14 protein-coding genes are annotated in these 18,496 nt (G+C 54.0%); 2 read left to right on the top strand and 12 right to left on the bottom strand.

Translation table 11 applies throughout. The annotated features are described in order from the left end of the window. Positions 1–18 precede the first annotated feature (18 nt). The gene (locus QLG10_RS07995) at positions 19–2,049 is read right to left on the bottom strand and encodes a capsular polysaccharide biosynthesis protein (RefSeq protein ID WP_282486659.1); all 2,031 of its coding nucleotides are present in this window, start codon (positions 2,047–2,049) and stop codon (positions 19–21) included. A 976-nt stretch (positions 2,050–3,025) separates the two neighbouring features. On the opposite strand from QLG10_RS07995, the gene QLG10_RS07990 reads away from it, so the two are divergent. After that, positions 3,026–3,274 (top strand): DUF6124 family protein, encoded by a 249-nt coding sequence (locus QLG10_RS07990; protein WP_282486658.1) that lies wholly within the window; start codon positions 3,026–3,028, stop codon positions 3,272–3,274. A 118-nt stretch (positions 3,275–3,392) separates the two neighbouring features. Here the strand turns inward: QLG10_RS07990 and QLG10_RS07985 are convergent, their stop codons facing one another. Further along, positions 3,393–4,550 (bottom strand): phosphotransferase, encoded by a 1,158-nt coding sequence (locus tag QLG10_RS07985; RefSeq protein WP_282486656.1) that lies wholly within the window; start codon positions 4,548–4,550, stop codon positions 3,393–3,395. 126 nt (positions 4,551–4,676) lie between these two features. Here QLG10_RS07985 and QLG10_RS07980 point away from each other — a divergent pair, with 126 nt between their 5' ends. Then, positions 4,677–5,609 (top strand): KpsF/GutQ family sugar-phosphate isomerase, encoded by a 933-nt coding sequence (locus tag QLG10_RS07980; protein ID WP_282486654.1) that lies wholly within the window; start codon positions 4,677–4,679, stop codon positions 5,607–5,609. Between the two features lie 207 nt (positions 5,610–5,816). On the opposite strand, the gene kdsB is transcribed toward QLG10_RS07980, so the two are convergent. The 10 genes from kdsB to QLG10_RS07930 form a co-directional block, all read right to left on the bottom strand. Further along, entirely contained in the window at positions 5,817–7,103 is a 1,287-nt protein-coding gene (gene kdsB / locus QLG10_RS07975) for a 3-deoxy-manno-octulosonate cytidylyltransferase (RefSeq protein WP_282486652.1), read from the bottom strand. 31 nt (positions 7,104–7,134) lie between these two features. Continuing rightward, positions 7,135–7,977, bottom strand: a complete 843-nt coding sequence (gene kdsA, locus QLG10_RS07970; protein WP_282486650.1) for a 3-deoxy-8-phosphooctulonate synthase — start codon at positions 7,975–7,977, stop codon at positions 7,135–7,137. Between the two features lie 70 nt (positions 7,978–8,047). Then, positions 8,048–11,317 (bottom strand): glycosyltransferase family 29 protein, encoded by a 3,270-nt coding sequence (locus QLG10_RS07965; protein WP_282486648.1) that lies wholly within the window; start codon positions 11,315–11,317, stop codon positions 8,048–8,050. 17 nt (positions 11,318–11,334) lie between these two features. After that, positions 11,335–12,516, bottom strand: a complete 1,182-nt coding sequence (locus QLG10_RS07960; RefSeq protein WP_282486646.1) for a tetratricopeptide repeat protein — start codon at positions 12,514–12,516, stop codon at positions 11,335–11,337. Between the two features lie 87 nt (positions 12,517–12,603). Beyond that, positions 12,604–13,695 (bottom strand): polysaccharide biosynthesis/export family protein, encoded by a 1,092-nt coding sequence (locus QLG10_RS07955; RefSeq protein WP_282486644.1) that lies wholly within the window; start codon positions 13,693–13,695, stop codon positions 12,604–12,606. Further along, a complete protein-coding gene (locus QLG10_RS07950) occupies positions 13,688–14,794 on the bottom strand; it encodes an ABC transporter permease (protein ID WP_282486642.1) in 1,107 nt (368 codons plus the stop codon). The genes QLG10_RS07955 and QLG10_RS07950 overlap by 8 nt, the downstream gene beginning before the upstream one ends. Positions 14,795–14,840: 46 nt before the next feature. Further along, on the bottom strand, positions 14,841–15,494 hold the full coding sequence (locus tag QLG10_RS07945; protein ID WP_282486640.1) for an ABC transporter ATP-binding protein: 654 nt from the start codon (positions 15,492–15,494) through the stop codon (positions 14,841–14,843). Between the two features lie 13 nt (positions 15,495–15,507). Next, positions 15,508–16,302: an ABC transporter permease gene (locus QLG10_RS07940; protein ID WP_282486638.1), complete on the bottom strand. Its 795-nt coding sequence runs from the start codon at positions 16,300–16,302 to the stop codon at positions 15,508–15,510. A gap of 240 nt (positions 16,303–16,542) precedes the next feature. Then, positions 16,543–17,334 carry a CPBP family intramembrane glutamic endopeptidase gene (locus QLG10_RS07935; protein WP_282486636.1) on the bottom strand — a complete coding sequence of 264 codons (792 nt, stop codon included), beginning with the start codon at positions 17,332–17,334 and terminating at the stop codon, positions 16,543–16,545. A gap of 609 nt (positions 17,335–17,943) precedes the next feature. Beyond that, positions 17,944–18,207: a hypothetical protein gene (locus QLG10_RS07930; RefSeq protein WP_282486634.1), complete on the bottom strand. Its 264-nt coding sequence runs from the start codon at positions 18,205–18,207 to the stop codon at positions 17,944–17,946. Positions 18,208–18,496 lie beyond the last annotated feature (289 nt).

Here is an 18,496-nt window from a genome sequence, read left to right as displayed (position 1 = left end):
GGGAGCGCTGCTTGGGAATCAGGATTGCCTGAGGCGTGGTTTCAAAACCGTAAGGAGCAAACGCCGAATCATCTCTCGCCATGTTGGAGTTCTTCCTTGCGTTGGTACTTCATCCCAGTTCTGGATCTCGATAAGCGTGCGTTCAGGAGTGGTAAATTTTCGGGTGATGCGGCTGACATAAGTCGGGTAGCGGATCAGCGTCGCCGCTACTAGCTCGTCCAGGCTCAGGCGCCGGGTGCGCCGCGCCTGGACGTCCGGGCTCAGGTCGCGATCCTCGGTCAATCCCCAGCCGGCATAGAACGGCTGGCCATACGTGGTCACCGGCACGCCGCGCAACAAAGCTTCGAAGCCCGATTGCGAAGTCAGCACATGGACCTCGTCGACCTCGGACAACAGCGAGTGGAAAGGCACATCGCCCACCACCTGGTTGCACCAGTCGCTGGTGCGTTCTTCGTCTACGCCGGCCTCGCGTGTGCCGGCCAGTACTTCGGGGTGCGGCTTGTACAACAGCCACGCCATCGGATGACGCTCGCGCACCGCCTTGAGCAAATCCAGGTTGCGGCGGATCCGGTGCGCGCCATAACGAATCGACGCATCGGACTCCACCTGGCCCGGCACCAGAATGACCCGCTCGACACCGGCCGGGCGTTTCCACGGCGTACCAGGCAGGTTGTACTTGGTCACGCCGGCCGCGCAAATCGCTTCCCGCAAGGCCGACGCCCGCTGCAACAAGCCCGGTGCACAAGGCTCGTTTTGCAATATGTGTTCCAGACGCGAAGGGCGGGTGGCGTCGTAGTAGATGCCCAGGTCGTCGAACACCCAGGACAGGGGGCGGGTTTTCTTAGCGCCCAGGCCGACGGAGCGCAGGAAGCCGTCTTCGACGCGGCCGAGGTGGAGACCCGATTTTCCGGACAGAGGCGTATCGTGCTGGCAACCCCAGGTGATCACCGGAGCAGCCGCGCGACGACGGGAGAAGCGCCCGAGAAACCGGATGGACGAACCGTTGAAAAAGTCCTGCACCAACGGCTGCTTCCACTTGCTGAAGCCAACCATGTGCAAACTGTGGGGCAATCGACTGCGCATCCGTCGCTGCAAACCCAACCACGCCAGCACCGTCTCGGCCTGGCACGGCGCGCCCGTTTCCGGGTCGACATAGCGCGGGTATTCCACCAGCGCGGCATGCAGCAACTGCTCAAGACTGACCGGCTGACGTCGCTCAGGCGCCGGCAGCGCATCAACGGTCAAACCCCAGCCGGCATAGAACGGCATGCCAAAAGTGTGCACCGGCACGTTCCACAACAGGGCATCGAAGCCCAGTTGCGAAGTCATGACGTACACCGCCTGAACGGCCGACAGCAGCTCCGCCGGGTGCACGTTGTTGCTGATCAGATGCACCCGAGGATGCTTGCGCAGCGTCGCCAGATCAAAGTGCCCCTGCTTGCGCCCGGCCACCACATCCGGGTGAACCTTGACCACCACCGTACACTGCGGGTGACGGGCCAGCGCGACCTCGAGCATGTGCTCGAAATCAGTCGCGCTGGCACCTTGCAGCGAAGCATCGCCCCGCGTCTGATCAGCGACCAGCACGCAAGGCTGCGGCAACACACAGGTTTCGATCCGCGCGCCGTTGTACTTCGAAACGCGTTCCTCGCACCAGCTCGCTTGCAATGCGCGGGCACGATCGGACTGCGCCAGCGTCAGCGGCAGCGCAATCAATTGTTCCAGGCGAGAAGGGGCGGTAGCGTCGTAATAGATGCCCAACGGGTCGACGATCAGCGACAACGGCGGGTCCTCAGCACCCAGGCCCACCGAGCGCAAAAAACCGTCTTCGACCGTGATCAGCGGCAACCCGGCAGCATCGGCTGCTTCCTTGGCACGTAACGCACTGGGCTTGCGCCCCCACGCCAACACATCATCGGCCCGGGCAATGTCGCCCACCGTTCCACACAGCAGCCGATACTCAGGCAACAGTGCGGGGAGGGTAGGGATTTGTTGCGCACCTTTAGACAGAATCAGCAAAGAGCGACGCGGTGGAGCAGCATTGTCCATAAAAAACAGCGGATATCCATATCGGGCGCAATCATCACTCAGGCGCGCATCAGTGCGCGTGCCTGGAGGAAATGCTCAATGAAATTTGGCGCGAATGATAATACAAACGTATGGTAGCCATTCATAAAAGTAGGAAAAATCTGACGTTTTTTTCACATAATTCGACATTTCCCACCCTACCTTCAGCCCCCCGCTATTCAACGGCCCGATGAGCGGCATCCGGATCCTTCACGGGGCGATTGACAACCAAAAAAACCAACCGCCGACCCTGTAGGAGCTGGCTTGCCAGCGAAGACGCCGTCATGTCCGATACCGGAGCTCTCGTGTCCGCGCCAAATGACGCGATGACGCGGTTCAAGACAGAAGGCCGGTTCAAGGTAACCACTCGGTGCATCAAGGGCGGGTCCAATGGGCGGACGGGTCGGCTGAAGCGGAGGGCGACGGCTTCGGCGTGCTAGCGTGATCACGCTGTCGAGGCCTTGCCGCTGGCTGTATGCAAGGCGTACGTGCGTGGTTTGAATCGACTGGATTTTCGGCCGAGTAATACAGGTCGTCTTCGTCATCTCGTAGGTGGCAGTACCACCCATACAGCGATGCCACGAGGGTGACAACGATCACGGCTATGAGGATGAAGATTAGATAACGCATCGTACTCGGCTGCCTTTAGTGGTGCGAGTGTATGGTTGAGATGCGTCCTTGCTTGTAAGGGAATTTAAGCCACTTGGAGAAACGGCTGTCTGTAGGGTAAAGCCCTAGATGACGGTTTTTTTCCCCTAGGACGTAGGAGCTGGCTTGCCAGCGAAGACGTCCATCCCAGCCAATCCAAACCGCCAGGATTCACTCACCCTGCGAAGAAACATCCCACAAGCCTTTCAGGTTGTCCCTCGGAAGCAGCATCTCTAGCCTTCATCCGCCGCTGCCAAATCAGCGGCCAGGCTTGGAACCCTGGTGTGTAAACGGCTAAACAAATGTCAACATGAGATGGAGCGCCACCATGCCCAAACACTCCCCAAGCACGATGTTTCTCATCGCCCCAGGCATCGACACCGAAACCCTGCTGGTCCATGCCTGTGAATCGCTTAAATCTGCCAGTGTCATGGCCAGTGATTTCGCAACCTTCGTCGACGGCCCGCAGCGCAGCATGCTGCTAGGCATCCAGCAAGTAATCATGCTGGCCGACATGGCGGTGAATCGCGCCCTGGATAATCTCGATCCGCAAGAGTAATCACCCACGCAAAGTCACAGGCACGATGACGCCCTCTAAGCAAACAAGCCCCCCTGTAGGAGCTGGCTTGCCAGCGAGGCGTCCTCACCTCAAACAAAGATCGTGTGTATCGACTCGCCTAACGATCCGAATTCAAAGGCAGCGCCAACAAGTACTCATACTTCTCCTGCAGCAGATCCAGCTTGCCCCGTCGCTGATAGTCAGTAATGGTCTTGGGCCTCAAGAAATGCCACAGCGCGTTCTGCAAGAAAAAGTAATCCACATTGCGTAACGCGCTCTGCTGATCGAATCGCTCATCCAGCGCCTCGACATAAGCGTTCAAGAATTCGCTGCGAACTTTGGCAAATCGTGCCATGTCACCTTGACGGAAGACCGCACTCAAGTAAGCGCCACCATCGAAACCGATCCGGCCGATCTTGACCTCGCTCCAGTCGATCATCTGCAAGCCCTCAGGCGAGACAAAGAAGTTCTTGGCCAGGTAATCCATATGGCAAAAACAACGCTGGGTGTTACGGGCGCGGGACTGGGCACGACGAAGCGCCGGCTGCAAGCGCCGCAAGCGCTCCGCCAAGCCTTGAAAGCGAACATCGTCGGTAGGCAATTCCTTGAGAGAGGGCAGGTAGCGGACAAAATTGAAACGCCAGCGCAGCAGATACCAAGGCCGAAAATAATCCATTTCCCAGAACCGATACTGTCGCCGCCAGTTGGCAAGTTGCAGGTACTGATGGGACAGCTTTTCGATTTCCGCAATGCCCTGGGCAATCTGCGGTGCGATCTTGACCATCCATGGAGAGCGGCCCTTGACGAATCGCGTGAAGATCAGGCTTTCCCGGGGCGTTTCAATCACACCCAGGCAGCCCGGATGTTTGAAATGCATGCTGCCCGCCAACGCTCCACGCTCACGATAGAAGCGCGACTCCAGGCTGGAAATGAACAGTAACTTGCGAATCGACTTTTCCACCACTTCCAGCGTCGCGCCGCTAGGTTGGTGAGTCAGGTGATGATGGCGTACGTAGTCAACGAATGAAGCATTAGACTCAAGGTTCCGGGTCGTGATGCTGTATTCATCCAGTGGGTGGCCGAGCACATGGCTCAAGCGTTTCTCAAGGCTGCCACGGCCCCACCAGAACGCATTGTCGCGGTCAAACATTCCATGTCGCTTTGATTCGATATCCATGATTTCCAACTGTCTACGACCACTCGAAAGCACACCTGAACCCTTATGACCCGGTTCAGACGAGGCGCGATAGTACGGATTCCATCCATTGATTGCCAATTATCTGGCGCGCAATGGCCTGTTATTGGGAAATTTCCTACAGACGGAACTTCATTGACGTTCCATGACCGGTGTTGAGCCGTTACCATACGCGCCTTCAAAATCAAGGAACGATGAGGTCCCCCCATGAATCACCTTCCAATTGCCAAAGAAGCCCTTTGTGCCCAATCGCAAGCCATCAGTCAGCTGGCTGAACGCCTGGATGGCGAATTCCAGCGCGCAGTCGAACTGATCCTCGGTTGTAAAGGTCGCACCGTCGTGTGCGGCATGGGCAAATCCGGCCTGATCGGGCAAAAGATGGTCGCGACCTTCGCCTCCACCGGCACCCCGAGTTTCTTCCTGCATCCGGCTGAAGCCTTCCACGGCGACCTCGGCATGCTCAAGCCGATCGACGTGCTGATCCTGATCAGCTACAGCGGCGAGACTGAAGAGCTGATCAAGCTGATTCCGAGCCTGAAATCCTTCGGCAACAAAATCATCGCCATGACCGGCAACGGAAAGTCGACCCTGGCCAAGCACGCGGATATCTGGCTGGACATCTCCGTCGAGCGAGAAGTGTGCCCAAACAACCTGGCACCGACGACCTCCACCCTGGCTACCATGGCCATGGGCGATGCCCTGGCGGTGGCCCTGATCGAAGCGATTCAATTCAAGCCGATGGACTTCGCCCGTTACCACCCCGGTGGCAGCCTGGGTCGCAAACTGCTGACCCGTGTCAGCGATGTCATGCATTCCCCAGCACCGATCGTCACCCCAGCCACAAGCTTCCACGACTGCCTGCTGGTGATGACCCAGAGCCGCATGGGCCTGACCGTGGTGATGGAAGAGGGCGCTCTGGTAGGTATCGTCACCGACGGCGACCTGCGTCGTGCGCTGCTGGAAAATGAAGGCGTGATTCACACCACCGTCGCCCACTTCATGACCGCCAACCCGCACACCATCAAAGATGATGCGCAGCTGTCCGAAGCGGAAGCCTACATGCTCGATAACAAGATCCGTGCCCTGGCTGTAACCAACAGCGAAAACGCTGTCGTAGGCGTCGTTGAAATCTTCGACTGATACGGCCCACCACCTGGCACTACCAATTCCTATAATCCAGTGCGATCACTGTAGGAGCTGGCTTGCCAGCGAAAGCGCCCGAAAGGGCGCCTTCATTATCAGGCGTGCAAACGCTGCGTCCTGCGTAGATCCAAATGTCGATCTGCACAAACGAAAACGGGGCCGAACATTGGCCCCGTTTCTCTCTGCTATGAACGATTAGACGGCTTACTGCGCCATCTTCGCCATCACCTGCGCATATCCCGCCGCAGTGCCCAGCACCGCATCCTTGCCCTGAGCAAACAGAATACTGTCCGCCACTTCACGGAACGCACCAGTACCTCCCGCTGCATTCAGAACATGGGTAGCAGCTGCTTTCACGTACACCGGCGCATCCGCCACGGCAAACGACAAGGCGCACGCCGCGAAGGCTGGCAAGTCAATGCAGTCATCACCGATGCACGCCGTTTGCGCGGCACTGACACCGGCTTCCGCCATCAACTGGTTACAGGCCGCCTGCTTGTCCTTCACGCCGAATTGGCAAAGGGTAATGCCCAAGTCAGCTACGCGTTTGCGCAGTGTTGCCGAATCACGCCCGGACAACACAGCCACCCGCACACCGTTTTCTTCCAGCAACCGCATGCCCATGCCATCACGCACATGGAAGCGTTTCAGGCATTCGCCAGTGGCGTCGTAATAGATGCCGCCGTCGGTGAGCACGCCATCTACATCGGTGATCACAAGGCGAACGTCGTTGAGGGTGGGCCGTGGGGCAGGGTCCTGACCACTCATCAGCGCCCGCACTTGCTCCAGGCACTCAGGTGTATCTACACCCGGGCCGGTTGGTTCGACCTGGTACGCCCGAATGCAGTAACCCGCGGCCATCAGTCTCAGTTGCTCCAGCTTCTCCGCATGCTCCAGCATCGGCTGTGGCAGGCTGCTGTAGTCGGCCAGGACATCGCGACGGTAGCCGTAGACACCCACATGCTTGAGGTAATGAGCGACTTCGCCGTCCCGTGGGTAAGGGATCGGCGAACGGCTGAAGTACAACGCATTACCGTTATTGGCCAGCACCACTTTCACGGTGTTGGGGTTGCCGGCTTCGTGCGCTTCGATCGGGTGGCACAAAGTGCCGACCTTCACGCTCGCATCAGCGAGCATGCCCGCAGCCAGGGCCTCGATGTCTGCTGGACGCACCAGCGGTTCATCACCTTGCAGGTTGATGTAGATGTCCGCATCGATCTGCACCATGACTTCTGCCAGACGGTCGGTGCCTGATGGGTGATCCGGCGAGGTCATGACGCATTCCCCACCGAACGCCCGCACCGCTTTTGCAACGCGTTCGTCGTCAGTGGCGATCACCACCACATGAGCATTGGCTACTCGCAGGGCGCGTTCGTAAACGTGCTGCACCATTGGCTTGCCGGCAATATCAGCCAGCGGCTTGCCCGGCAGGCGGGTCGAGCCGTAGCGAGCCGGAATGACAATCGCGACCCGTTGTTCTGTACTTGCCATGTTCACAATCCTTGTTTCAACAGATTTGGCTTCAGGCAATGTTCAGTGGCGGGAACGACTTGACCAGATCATCCAGTGCCTTGATCTGCGCCAGGAACGGCTCCAGTTGATCTAGCGGCAGGGCGCTTGGGCCGTCGCACTTGGCTTGATCCGGGTTCGGATGGGCTTCCAGGAACAGACCGGCCAGGCCAACGCCCATGCCGGCACGGGCCAATTCAACGACCTGCTCGCGGCGACCACCCGATGCAGCGCCCGATGGATCACGTTGTTGCAGGGCATGAGTCACGTCGAAAATGATCGGCAGGTTCGCGCATGTGCGCTTCATAACTCCGAAGCCCAACATGTCCACGACCAGGTTGTCATAACCCAGGCAGGTACCGCGGTCGCACAGGATCAGTCGGTCGTTACCGGCTTCGTTGAACTTGTGCACGATGTTCTGCACTTGCGACGGGCTCAGGAACTGGGGCTTCTTGATGTTCACCGGCTTGCCAGTCTTGGCCAGGGCCATTACCAGGTCAGTCTGGCGGGCCAGGAATGCAGGCAACTGCAGTACGTCGACAACTTCGGCGACAGGTGCGCACTGATAAATTTCGTGGACATCGGTAATCACCGGTACGCCGAATTCAGCTTTTACCGCTTCGAAAATGCGCAGGCCTTCTTCCATGCCTGGGCCACGATAGGAGTGGATGGAGGAACGGTTGGCTTTGTCGAAGCTGGCTTTGAAGACGTAAGGAATGCCCAGTTTCTCGGTTACGCGGACGTACTCGGCGCATGCGGTGAGGGCCAGGTCCAGAGACTCGAGGACATTGATGCCGCCAAAAAGCGTGAATGGAAGCTCATTGGAAACCTGGATTTTGCTATTTACATTAATCATTTGATTGCTCGTTAAAAATATAAGTTTCGCCCACCTTTTTTCGGTGAGCGCGACTGGTAAGCATATTTAGTTAGGCAGTAAGCTTTTGATCAATAAACTCGACTTCTTTGACCCAGTTGTGAGCATATTTTTGCTTCTGGTTTGCCTCACCATTGGCTCCCTTCAACGCGTCCGGCAGCGTGAGGCTAAAGCCAGGTATGTCGCGTTTGTTAATACGGCCGCCAGTCTCTTTCACCATGGAAAGGAACTGAATGCCCCCGCTCGGTGGGGCTCCCAACTCATTGGACAGCTTGCGATAAGTATCGCTAGGAGTAATAGCGATGATCAAATCTGGACGATCCAAGAAGTCTTTAAAGAAATCAAAGGCGGATGGGGATCGATCAAGATGGTTGGTTCCTGTAATGAGAACCGCATCAATCTCATTGATAAGTTTACGATCAACCTCTTCAAATGTCGGACTTTTGATCCAGACAGTTGTTTTTTGGCCTACATCATTCCGACGTTCCAGTGCCGTGTCAAAAGAGTTGAATCGTGCAACCATACCTTTGGTGTTGATCTCTTTGCCTTGCTTAATTCCGCGACTATTAGGTGAGTTGCCTATGACAACATAGTTCGTTTTGTGTTTTTTCAGATAGGCCATGAACTTAGGCTGATCGTTGTTTACTCTATTGAAACAGTCGTTAAGACGACAGATGTACTTTGCTTCATCATTAGGTAGGGTGGCTAGATAGTCTGTTTCAAAGGAAACCAAGTGCGCGAGTCGTAGATATTGTTTCTTCCGAAATGCACTCGGATTACTTTTTAGGCATTCCTTTACTAAATCTAGGGCGTTAGCATAGGCTCCAGCTTCGCAAAGCATCGCCGCTACATCCATTTTTTGAGGGTTTGGAAGTTTTTTTACCAAAATGGACTTGGCGTATGTCACGATGGCTTTCGATACGCCGAAATATACCCATTTAGTTCTGTAATAAAGAAATACCTTCTCGGGGAAGAGCTTTTGGATATTCCAAATTTTCCTAAACTCTTTGTCTAGCTCAGCCCCAAAGCGCTTGTTTTTAAGCGCGCTAACGAACAAATTTTTGGTCGCGTTTCGGCGAACAAGCGGGATCTTGAAAAAAAGTTGCGTAGCGAGGCTGTTCGCAAGTTTTTTATCGTTGGCAAATTTCAATGCTTTTTCGAATATATTCGCTGTCACGCTCTTGGCATTGACTGGTTTGACGTTATTTGGTTTGGCTACGACTTTTTTTGCAGCTTCCAATGCGGGTTTCGTCACCGGTATGACGATACTTGATTCATGCTCCATTTTGCTCTCAATCAACGGGTAAAGTGCTTCAGAAAATTCTTCGCTCAGTCCATTGTCGTATATGTTGGATACGTTCAACTGGCGTCTTGATAGGTAGTCGAGGTAAATAGCTCGCCGAGACTCACTGTAAGTAATATTGTTCATCCACTTACTCGAGAAATCGCCGGCGGAACAATCGATCGCAACACCTTTGTTGGATATCACTCCGTGGCCAAAATGATACACGGCCACGTCATGTTTCAATGCTTCCAAGAGGAAGGTAGAGTTGACTGCGATGACTGCATCAACCTCACTTAAAGTCAGGTCTCCGGAGTCATTGATGTCCAGAGATGTGTTCGGAAGGTCGTTGATGTTATATTCGTTCTTGTCTCTCGGGTGTTTTCTTACAATTAGGTGAATGTTGTTAGGCACTACGTTGCGCACTATTTCAATAAATTCTCGGTGAGAATACTGAAGGGGGAAGGACTCTGCGGCAAGAGTGGTGTCGCCAGGGAGTTGAAGTGCGAGTAGGACTTTATTCTTTTGAAGGGGTTTGCAGATCTCCTCTTCTTGGGGAAGGTCACCGATTAGTGTTTCAAGGGTAACGCGGCAAAGTCTGCTGTTGTTGTTGGCGCCATCGGCGTCGAAATAAATGTGGCCGAATTGTGGGAGCCATCCTAGCTCGCTATATACAAATGGCTTGTTGGTGACGGCGCTAATTGATTGTTTGGCCTTTTGGAAGTGCTCATTGTTCCCGTTAAATACAAATACCATGTCCGGGTCATGTTGCTTAATATCGGCAGCCAGTCGTTGGGGTTCGAAACGCCAATCATATGTATGGTACTTTTCCTGGTCGACTGGGAAGTTTCTATCAAATTTATTGTTGTAGCCTAAAGGCTTGCGGCTTACGTATTGGTAATCTGCAAGTAAATTATGAATGCTGCCCCACATTTGCTCGGAGTGTTCGTTCATTACCGAATAGCCAAACACTTTTAGTGTTGGGGTCTGAAAAAAACGCACAGTTGCATCTGTTTTTATTTGCTGGATGATTTGCGGCAGGCCATGGGTGGGGCGCCGGGTTTGAATACTATTTTCGATCGTGCTGCCATTTAAGAATGCGCGCACACCAGAAACAAACTTATTGTTGTTTTCCGTTATGAAAGACTCAGCCGCTTGTTCGCAGTATTGGCTTTCCGAAATATGTTGAAGGCAGGTGGCTGCAAAACCAATAACGTTTCCAAGTTCAACTGTTGACACGAAATGGCTTGGAAAGCACTCAGGAATTCCACCCACATGCCACGCGACAACATGCGTCCGATGTATGATGGACTCAAAGCACACTAGGCTGAAGCTCTCAAAACGACTGAGTACCGCACATACCTTTGCGCGGCTCAGTAGACGGTCTTTCTCTGTGTTATCAATCCAGCCGTGGAAAGTGATTTGTAGATGGGCGCAAGCCTTTTGGTATTTATTTACTTCAGTGGGGTCGATGCCCACGATAGCTACACGAAGGTCTCTCGGCAGGAGAAACAAAAGATTGTAGAGGTAATCAGCCCCCTTAACTTTATCGAAGCGTCCGATAAATATAATGTCAATGTCTTTCTCGGTGCGAGTGACATCTCCGTTAAAGATTACCGGGTTGGGGAACGTGGCAACATGAAGGCGTTCAGGTAGCCCATATTTTTCTGTGTTGGCGGTGCTGGGTGATGATACAAAGTCCGCGTTTTTAACGGCTGCGACTTCTCGTTGGTATCGCGCTTTATTCAGGGGCGAACCATTAAGCTCCTGCAAATATAGGGAGGGAGCGTGGAGGCGCGCGTGTACCTTGTTAAGTGGTTTTTTCTTACTGAATAGACCCCAGGCATCTGGTATTTCAATTGTGTCATTCGCAGATACAGTTGAAAGAATTTTCTCTTCCAGGGACGAAACATTCAGCCCTTCATTGTTGTCGAGGATCCGAGCCTCAATGCCCTTGGCCGCGAGTAAATCCTTGGCATTGAGGCAGTAGTTTGATATTCCATTATTTTTCGACGAAAAAGGGCTGACGATCCAGTACATTTCAGTAGTCCATTTAATCAAGCTTGTGAAGAAAGAGTGGTGAGCTCTTGAATGCGATGCGTAATTTCAGTAACTTGCTTCTCAAGGACGCTCACAAGATTAGCTGCGTATTGCGGTTCTGCTTTGATTGCCATCGCGCTTTCAAAGTGAAACACTGCCTTGTCAAGGTTTTTGTAGCGCTCCTCGATCATTCCAAGATGATGGTGTGCAGCGGCATATCCCGGGTCCTGCTCCAAAACCAATGTGTATAACTTTGCCGCTTCATCAAATTTGCCAAGTGCTCTTTTGCAGATGGCTAATTGGAATACGGTTTCTCTATTGGCAGAGTTTATCTCCATTGCTTGTCCCAGCAAATTCTCTGCTTCTGCGTATTTTTTTATCCTTGAATAATACATTCCAGTGTAAAGTTTTGCGGTTTCTAAGGTGCTGTCAGTTGGGATTTGGCTGACGAGTTCAGCGCACCGATCATGATTGCGGCGACGGACAGCAACATAAAGCTCGTATACTTTGTCGATATGTAAAAAGTCTTTCTGAAACTGCTCGGATTCTTCGAGCCAACTCTCATGAGGGAAGCCTCTGCCTGTCTCAAAGTCCTGAATGATAGTTTCTAGTGAGAATTCAGTATGAAGGTCTTGAGTTAAAAAGTGATTTTTGTTTTTAAGGAAGTATATTTCGAATCCGCAATCACTTACTAAGCTAATGTTATAAAGATCTATAATGTCGCTGGTGCCAACGACAAAAATGAATTTTGTCTTGGTGTTGTGACGGATAATTTTGTCAATGCTGTAGCGTGCGTCTTCTTGGTTAACAGTTGAGTGTAAAGCGCTGCGGCTAAATGGAAGTCCGAGTTGGAGTTCGCATGAGATGCAAATAACCAAGTCCGCCTCAAGCAACTCCCCGTACAGAGCTGCGCCATACCCGCCCATCGAAGCTCCGATGCAAACTATGCGCTCTATTCCCTCGGATTCGAAAGTTGCTTTTAACTTGCTTACTGTCTCAGCTGTACTTTCGCCAATTCCGGGTATGCCGTGTTGGTACCAGTTGTTATCTTGATCATTCAAGAAAAGTATTAGGCCAGAAAATTTAGCTAAAGCTTTGGTCATCTGGAAGCTGCCTTGGGGCACGCTCATCGCAGAGAATACTAAGTAAGCGGTTTTAGCGCTGTAGTTTTTAGCGATTTTTACGAAGTCGCCCTGCATGTCAGTTGATCCTTGCCTTTTAAACCTGCGATTGCATCCTGATGCCTCCTTCGCGTTTAAGCGAATAAGGCTCAGGTATTATTCAAATTATTGGTAAACGCCAGTGGCTCGACCAAGTAACATGGTCTGAACAATCGGTGAAATGACTTTTTGCCATTCGTATATTGCCGCGTTAGTCACATAAATAGTGTCATCTGGTTTGATCATGATCTGGCGGGCATAAAAAATCGCTGCCGGGTCACGCATGTCCAAACGCAGAACCGTTGGTTTCGAGCTGTCACGATCACTCATTCGGAACACGAACACACCTTCCGGGTTGGCGTTCGCTTCGCGCAGGCCTCCGACGCTACCCAAAGCATCGAGCAGGCTGGTATTTTGGGACGGTAGGTCTTTCAGGCCAGGTTCGCCAACAGCGCCCATGGCAACGAAGCGCTGACGTGCACGGTCCAGCACTATTTCTGAGTTAGGGCGCAGAACTATGTTGTTTCCGGCCAACACATCTTCATAGTTGAACTGTTGAACTTGGCTGCCGGTGCGCACAGTGACGTTGACCAGATGGGGCTCCATTAGTGGGCCGCCAGCCTGGTTGACAGCATCAAGTAGAGTTAGCGGGCCTTGCAGGGTGCTGAAGCGGCCAGGAGATTTGACCGCGCCTGCGACCAGAACCGAGCCTGACAGATCGCCAACCAATTCGACATGGGTCTGCACGTCGGTGGTCACGCCTTTCAGCTGCTTGCGGATCATGTTCTCAACCTGGTTGAGCGTCATGCCTGCAACGAACTGACGGCCAACGTAGGGCAGGGAGATCATTCCCTGGTCGTCGATGCGGGTCTTGAGCTGGGTGCCGCCAGTGGACAGTGGGGCGAACAGCGCTGAGCCTTCCGGTGCGTTGTCGGTGATCAGCACGTTGAGAATGTCACCGGCCATCAGCCGTGCCGAGGGGGCGATCGGCTTGGCAATGCTTGATTGCACTGGACGCTGCGCGCCGCGCATGTAGGGAGCGATGGTGCTGGCGTTGATTTCGACCAGGTTGTACGGCTGGTTTTTGCTTTCGATATCGCCCTTGTACGGGCCTGCGCCCGACAAGGTGCCGCCGCATCCGGCCAGGCCCAGAGTTGCCAGGGTCAATGCTGCCAATGTCAGGTTGAACTTGTGGGAGACTACAAGGGATTTAATCACGGTGATCCTCGATCGAAGCCAGGATGAAGCGGGTTATGCCGTACAGCATGAGCAGGGCAAGCAAGATGGTTGCCAAGTTGTAAAGGCGCTCTGGGTACAGGGCTAGTTGTGGGCTGTTCGGGCTCACCACGGTGACCAGCGTGCGGATTTTCTTGCTTGCCTCGATACGAGCATTGTCGAGGGCGGCGACTGCAGTCTTGTAGCTTTCTTCAGCGATCCCGGCGTCCAGGGTCAGCTGCTGGAAGCGCGAGGCGACAACGTTCAACTGAGAGCCGTCGGGCGACGAGACCAGCAGGCGTTTTTCCTTGGCCAGTTGCTGGGTGATGGCGTTAACTTTCTGCTTCTGCTGTTTGACCTGCGGCGAGTCAGGTAGCAGCTTGTAAAGCATTTCGGTGAGTACAGCCTGCTCTTTTGTGTACTGGCTTTCGAGGTCAGCAATGATGGTAGCGCGGCTTTGGGCGGTGTTGCCGCCATCCAGGACCTTGTTGTCATTCTGGAAGTCGATCAGTTCGGTTTTGCGCTCGGCGTAGTTAGTACGCGCCGTTTGCAACTCGCCTTTGGCAAAGTTCATCTGCTCACGGGCAATGCTGTGGCTGACTTCGTTAACGAAGTGTTCGCTGGCTTCGAGGATGGTGCGCAGCATCTGCTCCGACAGTTCAGGGGTAAAGGCTTGCACCTCGACCCGTAGCAAACCGGTTGTTTCGTCGTAGTGGGCGGAGACCATGCGCTGGTAGTACTCGAGCAGGTCCTCGCGCTCGGCGTCTTTGTCCAGCCAGAAGAAAACATCGTTGCGCTGGGCGGCGTATTGCTCGATCCAGTGCAGGCGCTCTTCCAGCAGCAACATCATGTCCATCGACACGATGTATTCGCGCAGGTAGAGGGTTTCCTCCCTGGAGGCCGGGTTGGTGCCGGTCAGCAGGGTGGCCAGTCCGGGCATTGCGGCTCCCTGGTTGCCGCCATCCTGGCGGACCACCACCTGGGCGGAGCTGACATAACGGTCGATGGCGAACATGCCGTAATAGATTGCCGCCAAGGCTAGTGGCAGAACCACTAGGCCGATTGCGAGGCGCCAGCCCTTGAGTTTACCCGTACTGCTCATATGTGATGCATCCTTGAATTGGAACGGTGCTGCGATATAAGGGGGGTCAGCTGTGGTAGGCCTTGATGCCTTCGGCGACGTCATCGTAAATCTGGATACCGCCATCGCGTACCAGTAGCACGACGTCACATAGTTTTTGGATTTCGGGCATGTTGTGGGAAACCAGTACCACCTTGGATTTCTGCAGGCGTGCCTCGAAAACCTCAGCGCATTTACGCTTGAACTGGGCATCACCCACCGACATCACTTCATCGATCAGGTAATAGTCGAAGTCGAAGGCCATGCTCAGGCCGAAGGCAAGGCGCGAACGCATGCCGGAGGAGTAGGTTTTGACCGGTTCGTCGATCCAGCTTCCAATTTCGGCGAAGTCTTGAACGTAAGCGACCTTCTGGCGCATGGCGTCACCTTCCGCGCCATAGACCCGGCTGACGAACTTGATGTTTTCGCGACCTGTCATGCTGCCCTGAAAACCGCCGGAAAGACCGACGGGCCAAGAAATGCTCTTGTCGGTGACGATGGTGCCGGAGTCTGGCACGTCGGCACCGCCCAACAGGCGCATCAAGGTCGACTTGCCGGCGCCGTTACGGCCGATCAGTCCAATGTTTTTGCCTGCGGGGATTTTCAGCGACAGGTCGCGAAACACATGGCGACGGCCTTTAGGGGTCAGGTACGACTTGGTGATATTTCTGAGCTCGAACACGGGAAGCCTGCGGTTAGCCGTTCTTGGTGGAGATCAAATGCAGTCGACGTACCCTGTAGGTGCCTAGGGAGATGAACAGCAAAACCAGGGTAAACGCGATCACGTAGTTCACCGAAACACCATCGACCGGTACGTAGTGCGGGAAAATTTCGGCGCGAATCAGTTCCAGCAAGTGCAGGAACGGATTGAGCAACAGCAGCGGCAGCATGGGGTGAGGCAAATAGGCGGCCGGAATGAGTACTCCGGAGATGAAATACAGTGGGAAAAACATCATCCGTAGAAACAGTGTGCTGCTAGGCAGCGCATGAGCAATCAGTGATAGCAACATGCCTAGGCCGAAGGAAAACAGTACGCCCAGCAAAATGGTCAGAATCCATTCGATGGGGGATTCAATGGACATGTCAAAGCCATACCAAGCGAAGCAAAACACCAAAATGGCATAGACAGTCGCTGAGATGCTGAACTCCACAAGAGTTCGCGCTATAAAAGTGTCCAGAGGTTTGATCTGTTTATAGGCAAAGAGAGAGCGGTTTTCCTTTGGGCTGTTCATTAGGCGTAGGGCCGTGTTGCGGAACAGCAAGAAGGGCGCGAGGCCAACTAGTACAAATACTTGAAAATCTACGCCGGCCATTGTGCGGCCGCGAAGTACGGTAAATAGCACGCTGAGGATCAGCAAATGGCAAATCGGTTCAATCAGCGTCCAGATTGCACCCATACGTCGTTGGCCAAAACGCGAACGCGCTTCACGCAGTACCAAGGCGAAAATGACGGATTTTTTGATTTGCAGGGGGGAGCGGGGCTTGAGCATGATTTACCGCACAGCACAACGGCGCGATAAACGCGTTGCTTGAATTCATTTTCAGAGGTCTATCCGCCAATGTAGGGCAGATTGCTTCCATTCGTGGGGCGGGAGGTTAAACGTTGGGCCGGACAGGAGTCAAGCTGCATAGTTCCCTACTGATAATCGGCCGTTTTTGCCATCGGGAAGGGCATTTTGACAAAATTTGTCCATTCGATCAGGACTTTGGGTTGTGCGAGGGATGATGGCTCATGTGGCCATCATTGGATAAGAGAATAAGCCGAAGTGCAGCAGATTTAAACCAAAATGTGTGGAGATTGCGGCGGCCAGTCCGCCGAATCGATAGGCCAGGCCGTAACCGACGCCCGCCAGGGTCGCCAGCAAAACCCACTCCCAACCGGCCCCCCAGTGCGCCAACCCGAATAATAGAGAGGCGATTAACAAGGCAAGGTGTTCGCCGTAGTGCAGGTGTTGGAGACGCCGGCTCAGGCCACCTTGTATGTAGCCGCGAAATAGTGCTTCTTCTACTGGCGTCACCAGTAGCAGGTTGTTGTTTATCCACAGCCATGCCTGCGGGGGCCATTTCGGCGACCATTCTACGATTCCCAACAGCGATGCTCCCCCGAGCGTGACGAGTGCCGTTAGGCTGAGGGTTAGGGCGCCTGTTTTTAGCGCTTGCATGAATGAGTGGCGGCCGATGATCCATGGGCACACGAGTAACAGCCAGAAGCCTATCAGTGGTTTATCCAGGTTGAGGTTCATCGAGAAGGGGACTGCGTTCTCGGTGAAGCGCTCCTGATCGATCATCCTGGCGTTTTGAAACCCCGGCCACCAATGCAGAGCGAGGGTGAGGGCCAGGAGGATGAATACGGCATGACCAAGATAGCGGACGTAGCGGGCGTGTTGTTGCTGGGCGGCGAAACCGGCGAGCAGCAGCAGGAGGATGGCGATGCTCGCCTGGGCGGTGATTTGCCCGTAGGTGAGGGCCAGGACATAGCCGGCAGAGAGGAGTGTCAGGTATGGCCAAGGCATGACGAGCATGAACGTTTCCTTGTTTCAGGTGAGCTCGCTTTAATGTGGGGCATTTAGGCAGATATGGCCGTGCTTCTGCAATTGTGATGCTGTCTTTTAGTGCGTAAAACAGAGTGCGTGACTATGTTTAAAGGTGCCTGAAGTTCGAAGGGCGCGTTGCCGAATCCTGCTGGAAAAAGGGGAAGCATATGACAAGTTGGCCCGTGATCGCTGTGACGTTGTTGATGTTGATGCCGCTGATGGCCCTGGTTACTTCGATAAGGGGATGGCTCATGCATTTCAAGATAGAAGGTGATTCCGAGTACTAGTTGCGGTTTGACCAGATTCCGATCCTTTTAATAGCGCTAACGCTGAGCACAGGGATGTGGTCCCCTCGCAAATACGAATTTGTGCGTAGCGCTGTCCTTTCAAGACTGTGTGTCTGTTGACAGATCTGTCGACTGGGCGGCCGTCTTCGCTGGCAAGCCAGCTCCTACAGGGGGGCTGAGTGTATTCGAAATCAGGTTGGCCGTTAGGCGCTTCGGTTTTTCTTGTTCGCCAGGCATGGCGCGTTGCGAGCGCGCGTAACCCGCTCGACTAGGTTGCGCTGCTGAGGGGGTATCAGCACAGGGACGAGGTTCAATGAACGGCCGAGGTCCTTGGCACAGGAACGCGATCAAACTTGGAAACCTCTTTGATCCAGAATCGACGGTACTCCGTTTGATCTGGCGCTAACGGTTTGTGATTTGACCAGGCGTGTCCTGTTTTCATGGCTTCGCGATACGCCTCCCACTCTTTTTCCTCGGCGACTTCCTTCGCCCTTTTCTCATCATCGAACCAACCAAGAACGTACACTTCGCCTTGATCGATGCCGTGCTCGATCAATAGATAAATCTCTTTCATACGTTAAACCCATAACGACACATTTCTAAAATACCCTACCACAGCGTATTGCCCTGATTATCGGCAGGGGTTTGCATTTCTTGAGCTTATGGGTTGGGGCAGGGCCACGAGTAGTTGTTTTGGGTTTGGTTATCAGGCTGAACAGGGCGCCTGGCAGGTGCGCTTTTTCGTGTGTCACCTGAAAGAAAGTCATTGGTTGTGAGTACGCATTCGCCGGCAAGCCTGGCTCCTACGGGGGTATGCGTATGGCTTCCGATCAGGCCGGCCGGTCGGCCGCCTCGCTTTTGAT

The organism is Pseudomonas sp. V98_8 (assembly GCF_029967975.1).
GTDB classification, from domain to species: Bacteria; Pseudomonadota; Gammaproteobacteria; order Pseudomonadales; family Pseudomonadaceae; genus Aquipseudomonas; species Aquipseudomonas umsongensis.
Note: the sequence above shows the minus strand (reverse complement) of the source record. Positions and strands in the feature narration are given on the sequence as shown.

What these genes read in the sequence shown, in the direction of transcription:
- QLG10_RS07980 (WP_282486654.1), top strand. Translation starts at nt 4,677, where the DNA reads ATGAATCACCTTCCAATTGCCAAAGAAGCCCTTTGTGCCCAATCGCAA.
- kdsA (WP_282486650.1), bottom strand. Translation starts at nt 7,977, where the DNA reads ATGATTAATGTAAATAGCAAAATCCAGGTTTCCAATGAGCTTCCATTC.
- QLG10_RS07990 (WP_282486658.1), top strand. Translation starts at nt 3,026, where the DNA reads ATGAGATGGAGCGCCACCATGCCCAAACACTCCCCAAGCACGATGTTT.
- QLG10_RS07930 (WP_282486634.1), bottom strand. Translation starts at nt 18,207, where the DNA reads ATGAAAGAGATTTATCTATTGATCGAGCACGGCATCGATCAAGGCGAA.
- QLG10_RS07965 (WP_282486648.1), bottom strand. Translation starts at nt 11,317, where the DNA reads ATGTACTGGATCGTCAGCCCTTTTTCGTCGAAAAATAATGGAATATCA.
- QLG10_RS07960 (WP_282486646.1), bottom strand. Translation starts at nt 12,516, where the DNA reads ATGCAGGGCGACTTCGTAAAAATCGCTAAAAACTACAGCGCTAAAACC.
- QLG10_RS07950 (WP_282486642.1), bottom strand. Translation starts at nt 14,794, where the DNA reads ATGAGCAGTACGGGTAAACTCAAGGGCTGGCGCCTCGCAATCGGCCTA.
- kdsB (WP_282486652.1), bottom strand. Translation starts at nt 7,103, where the DNA reads ATGGCAAGTACAGAACAACGGGTCGCGATTGTCATTCCGGCTCGCTAC.
- QLG10_RS07935 (WP_282486636.1), bottom strand. Translation starts at nt 17,334, where the DNA reads ATGCTCGTCATGCCTTGGCCATACCTGACACTCCTCTCTGCCGGCTAT.
- QLG10_RS07940 (WP_282486638.1), bottom strand. Translation starts at nt 16,302, where the DNA reads ATGCTCAAGCCCCGCTCCCCCCTGCAAATCAAAAAATCCGTCATTTTC.
- QLG10_RS07995 (WP_282486659.1), bottom strand. Translation starts at nt 2,049, where the DNA reads ATGGACAATGCTGCTCCACCGCGTCGCTCTTTGCTGATTCTGTCTAAA.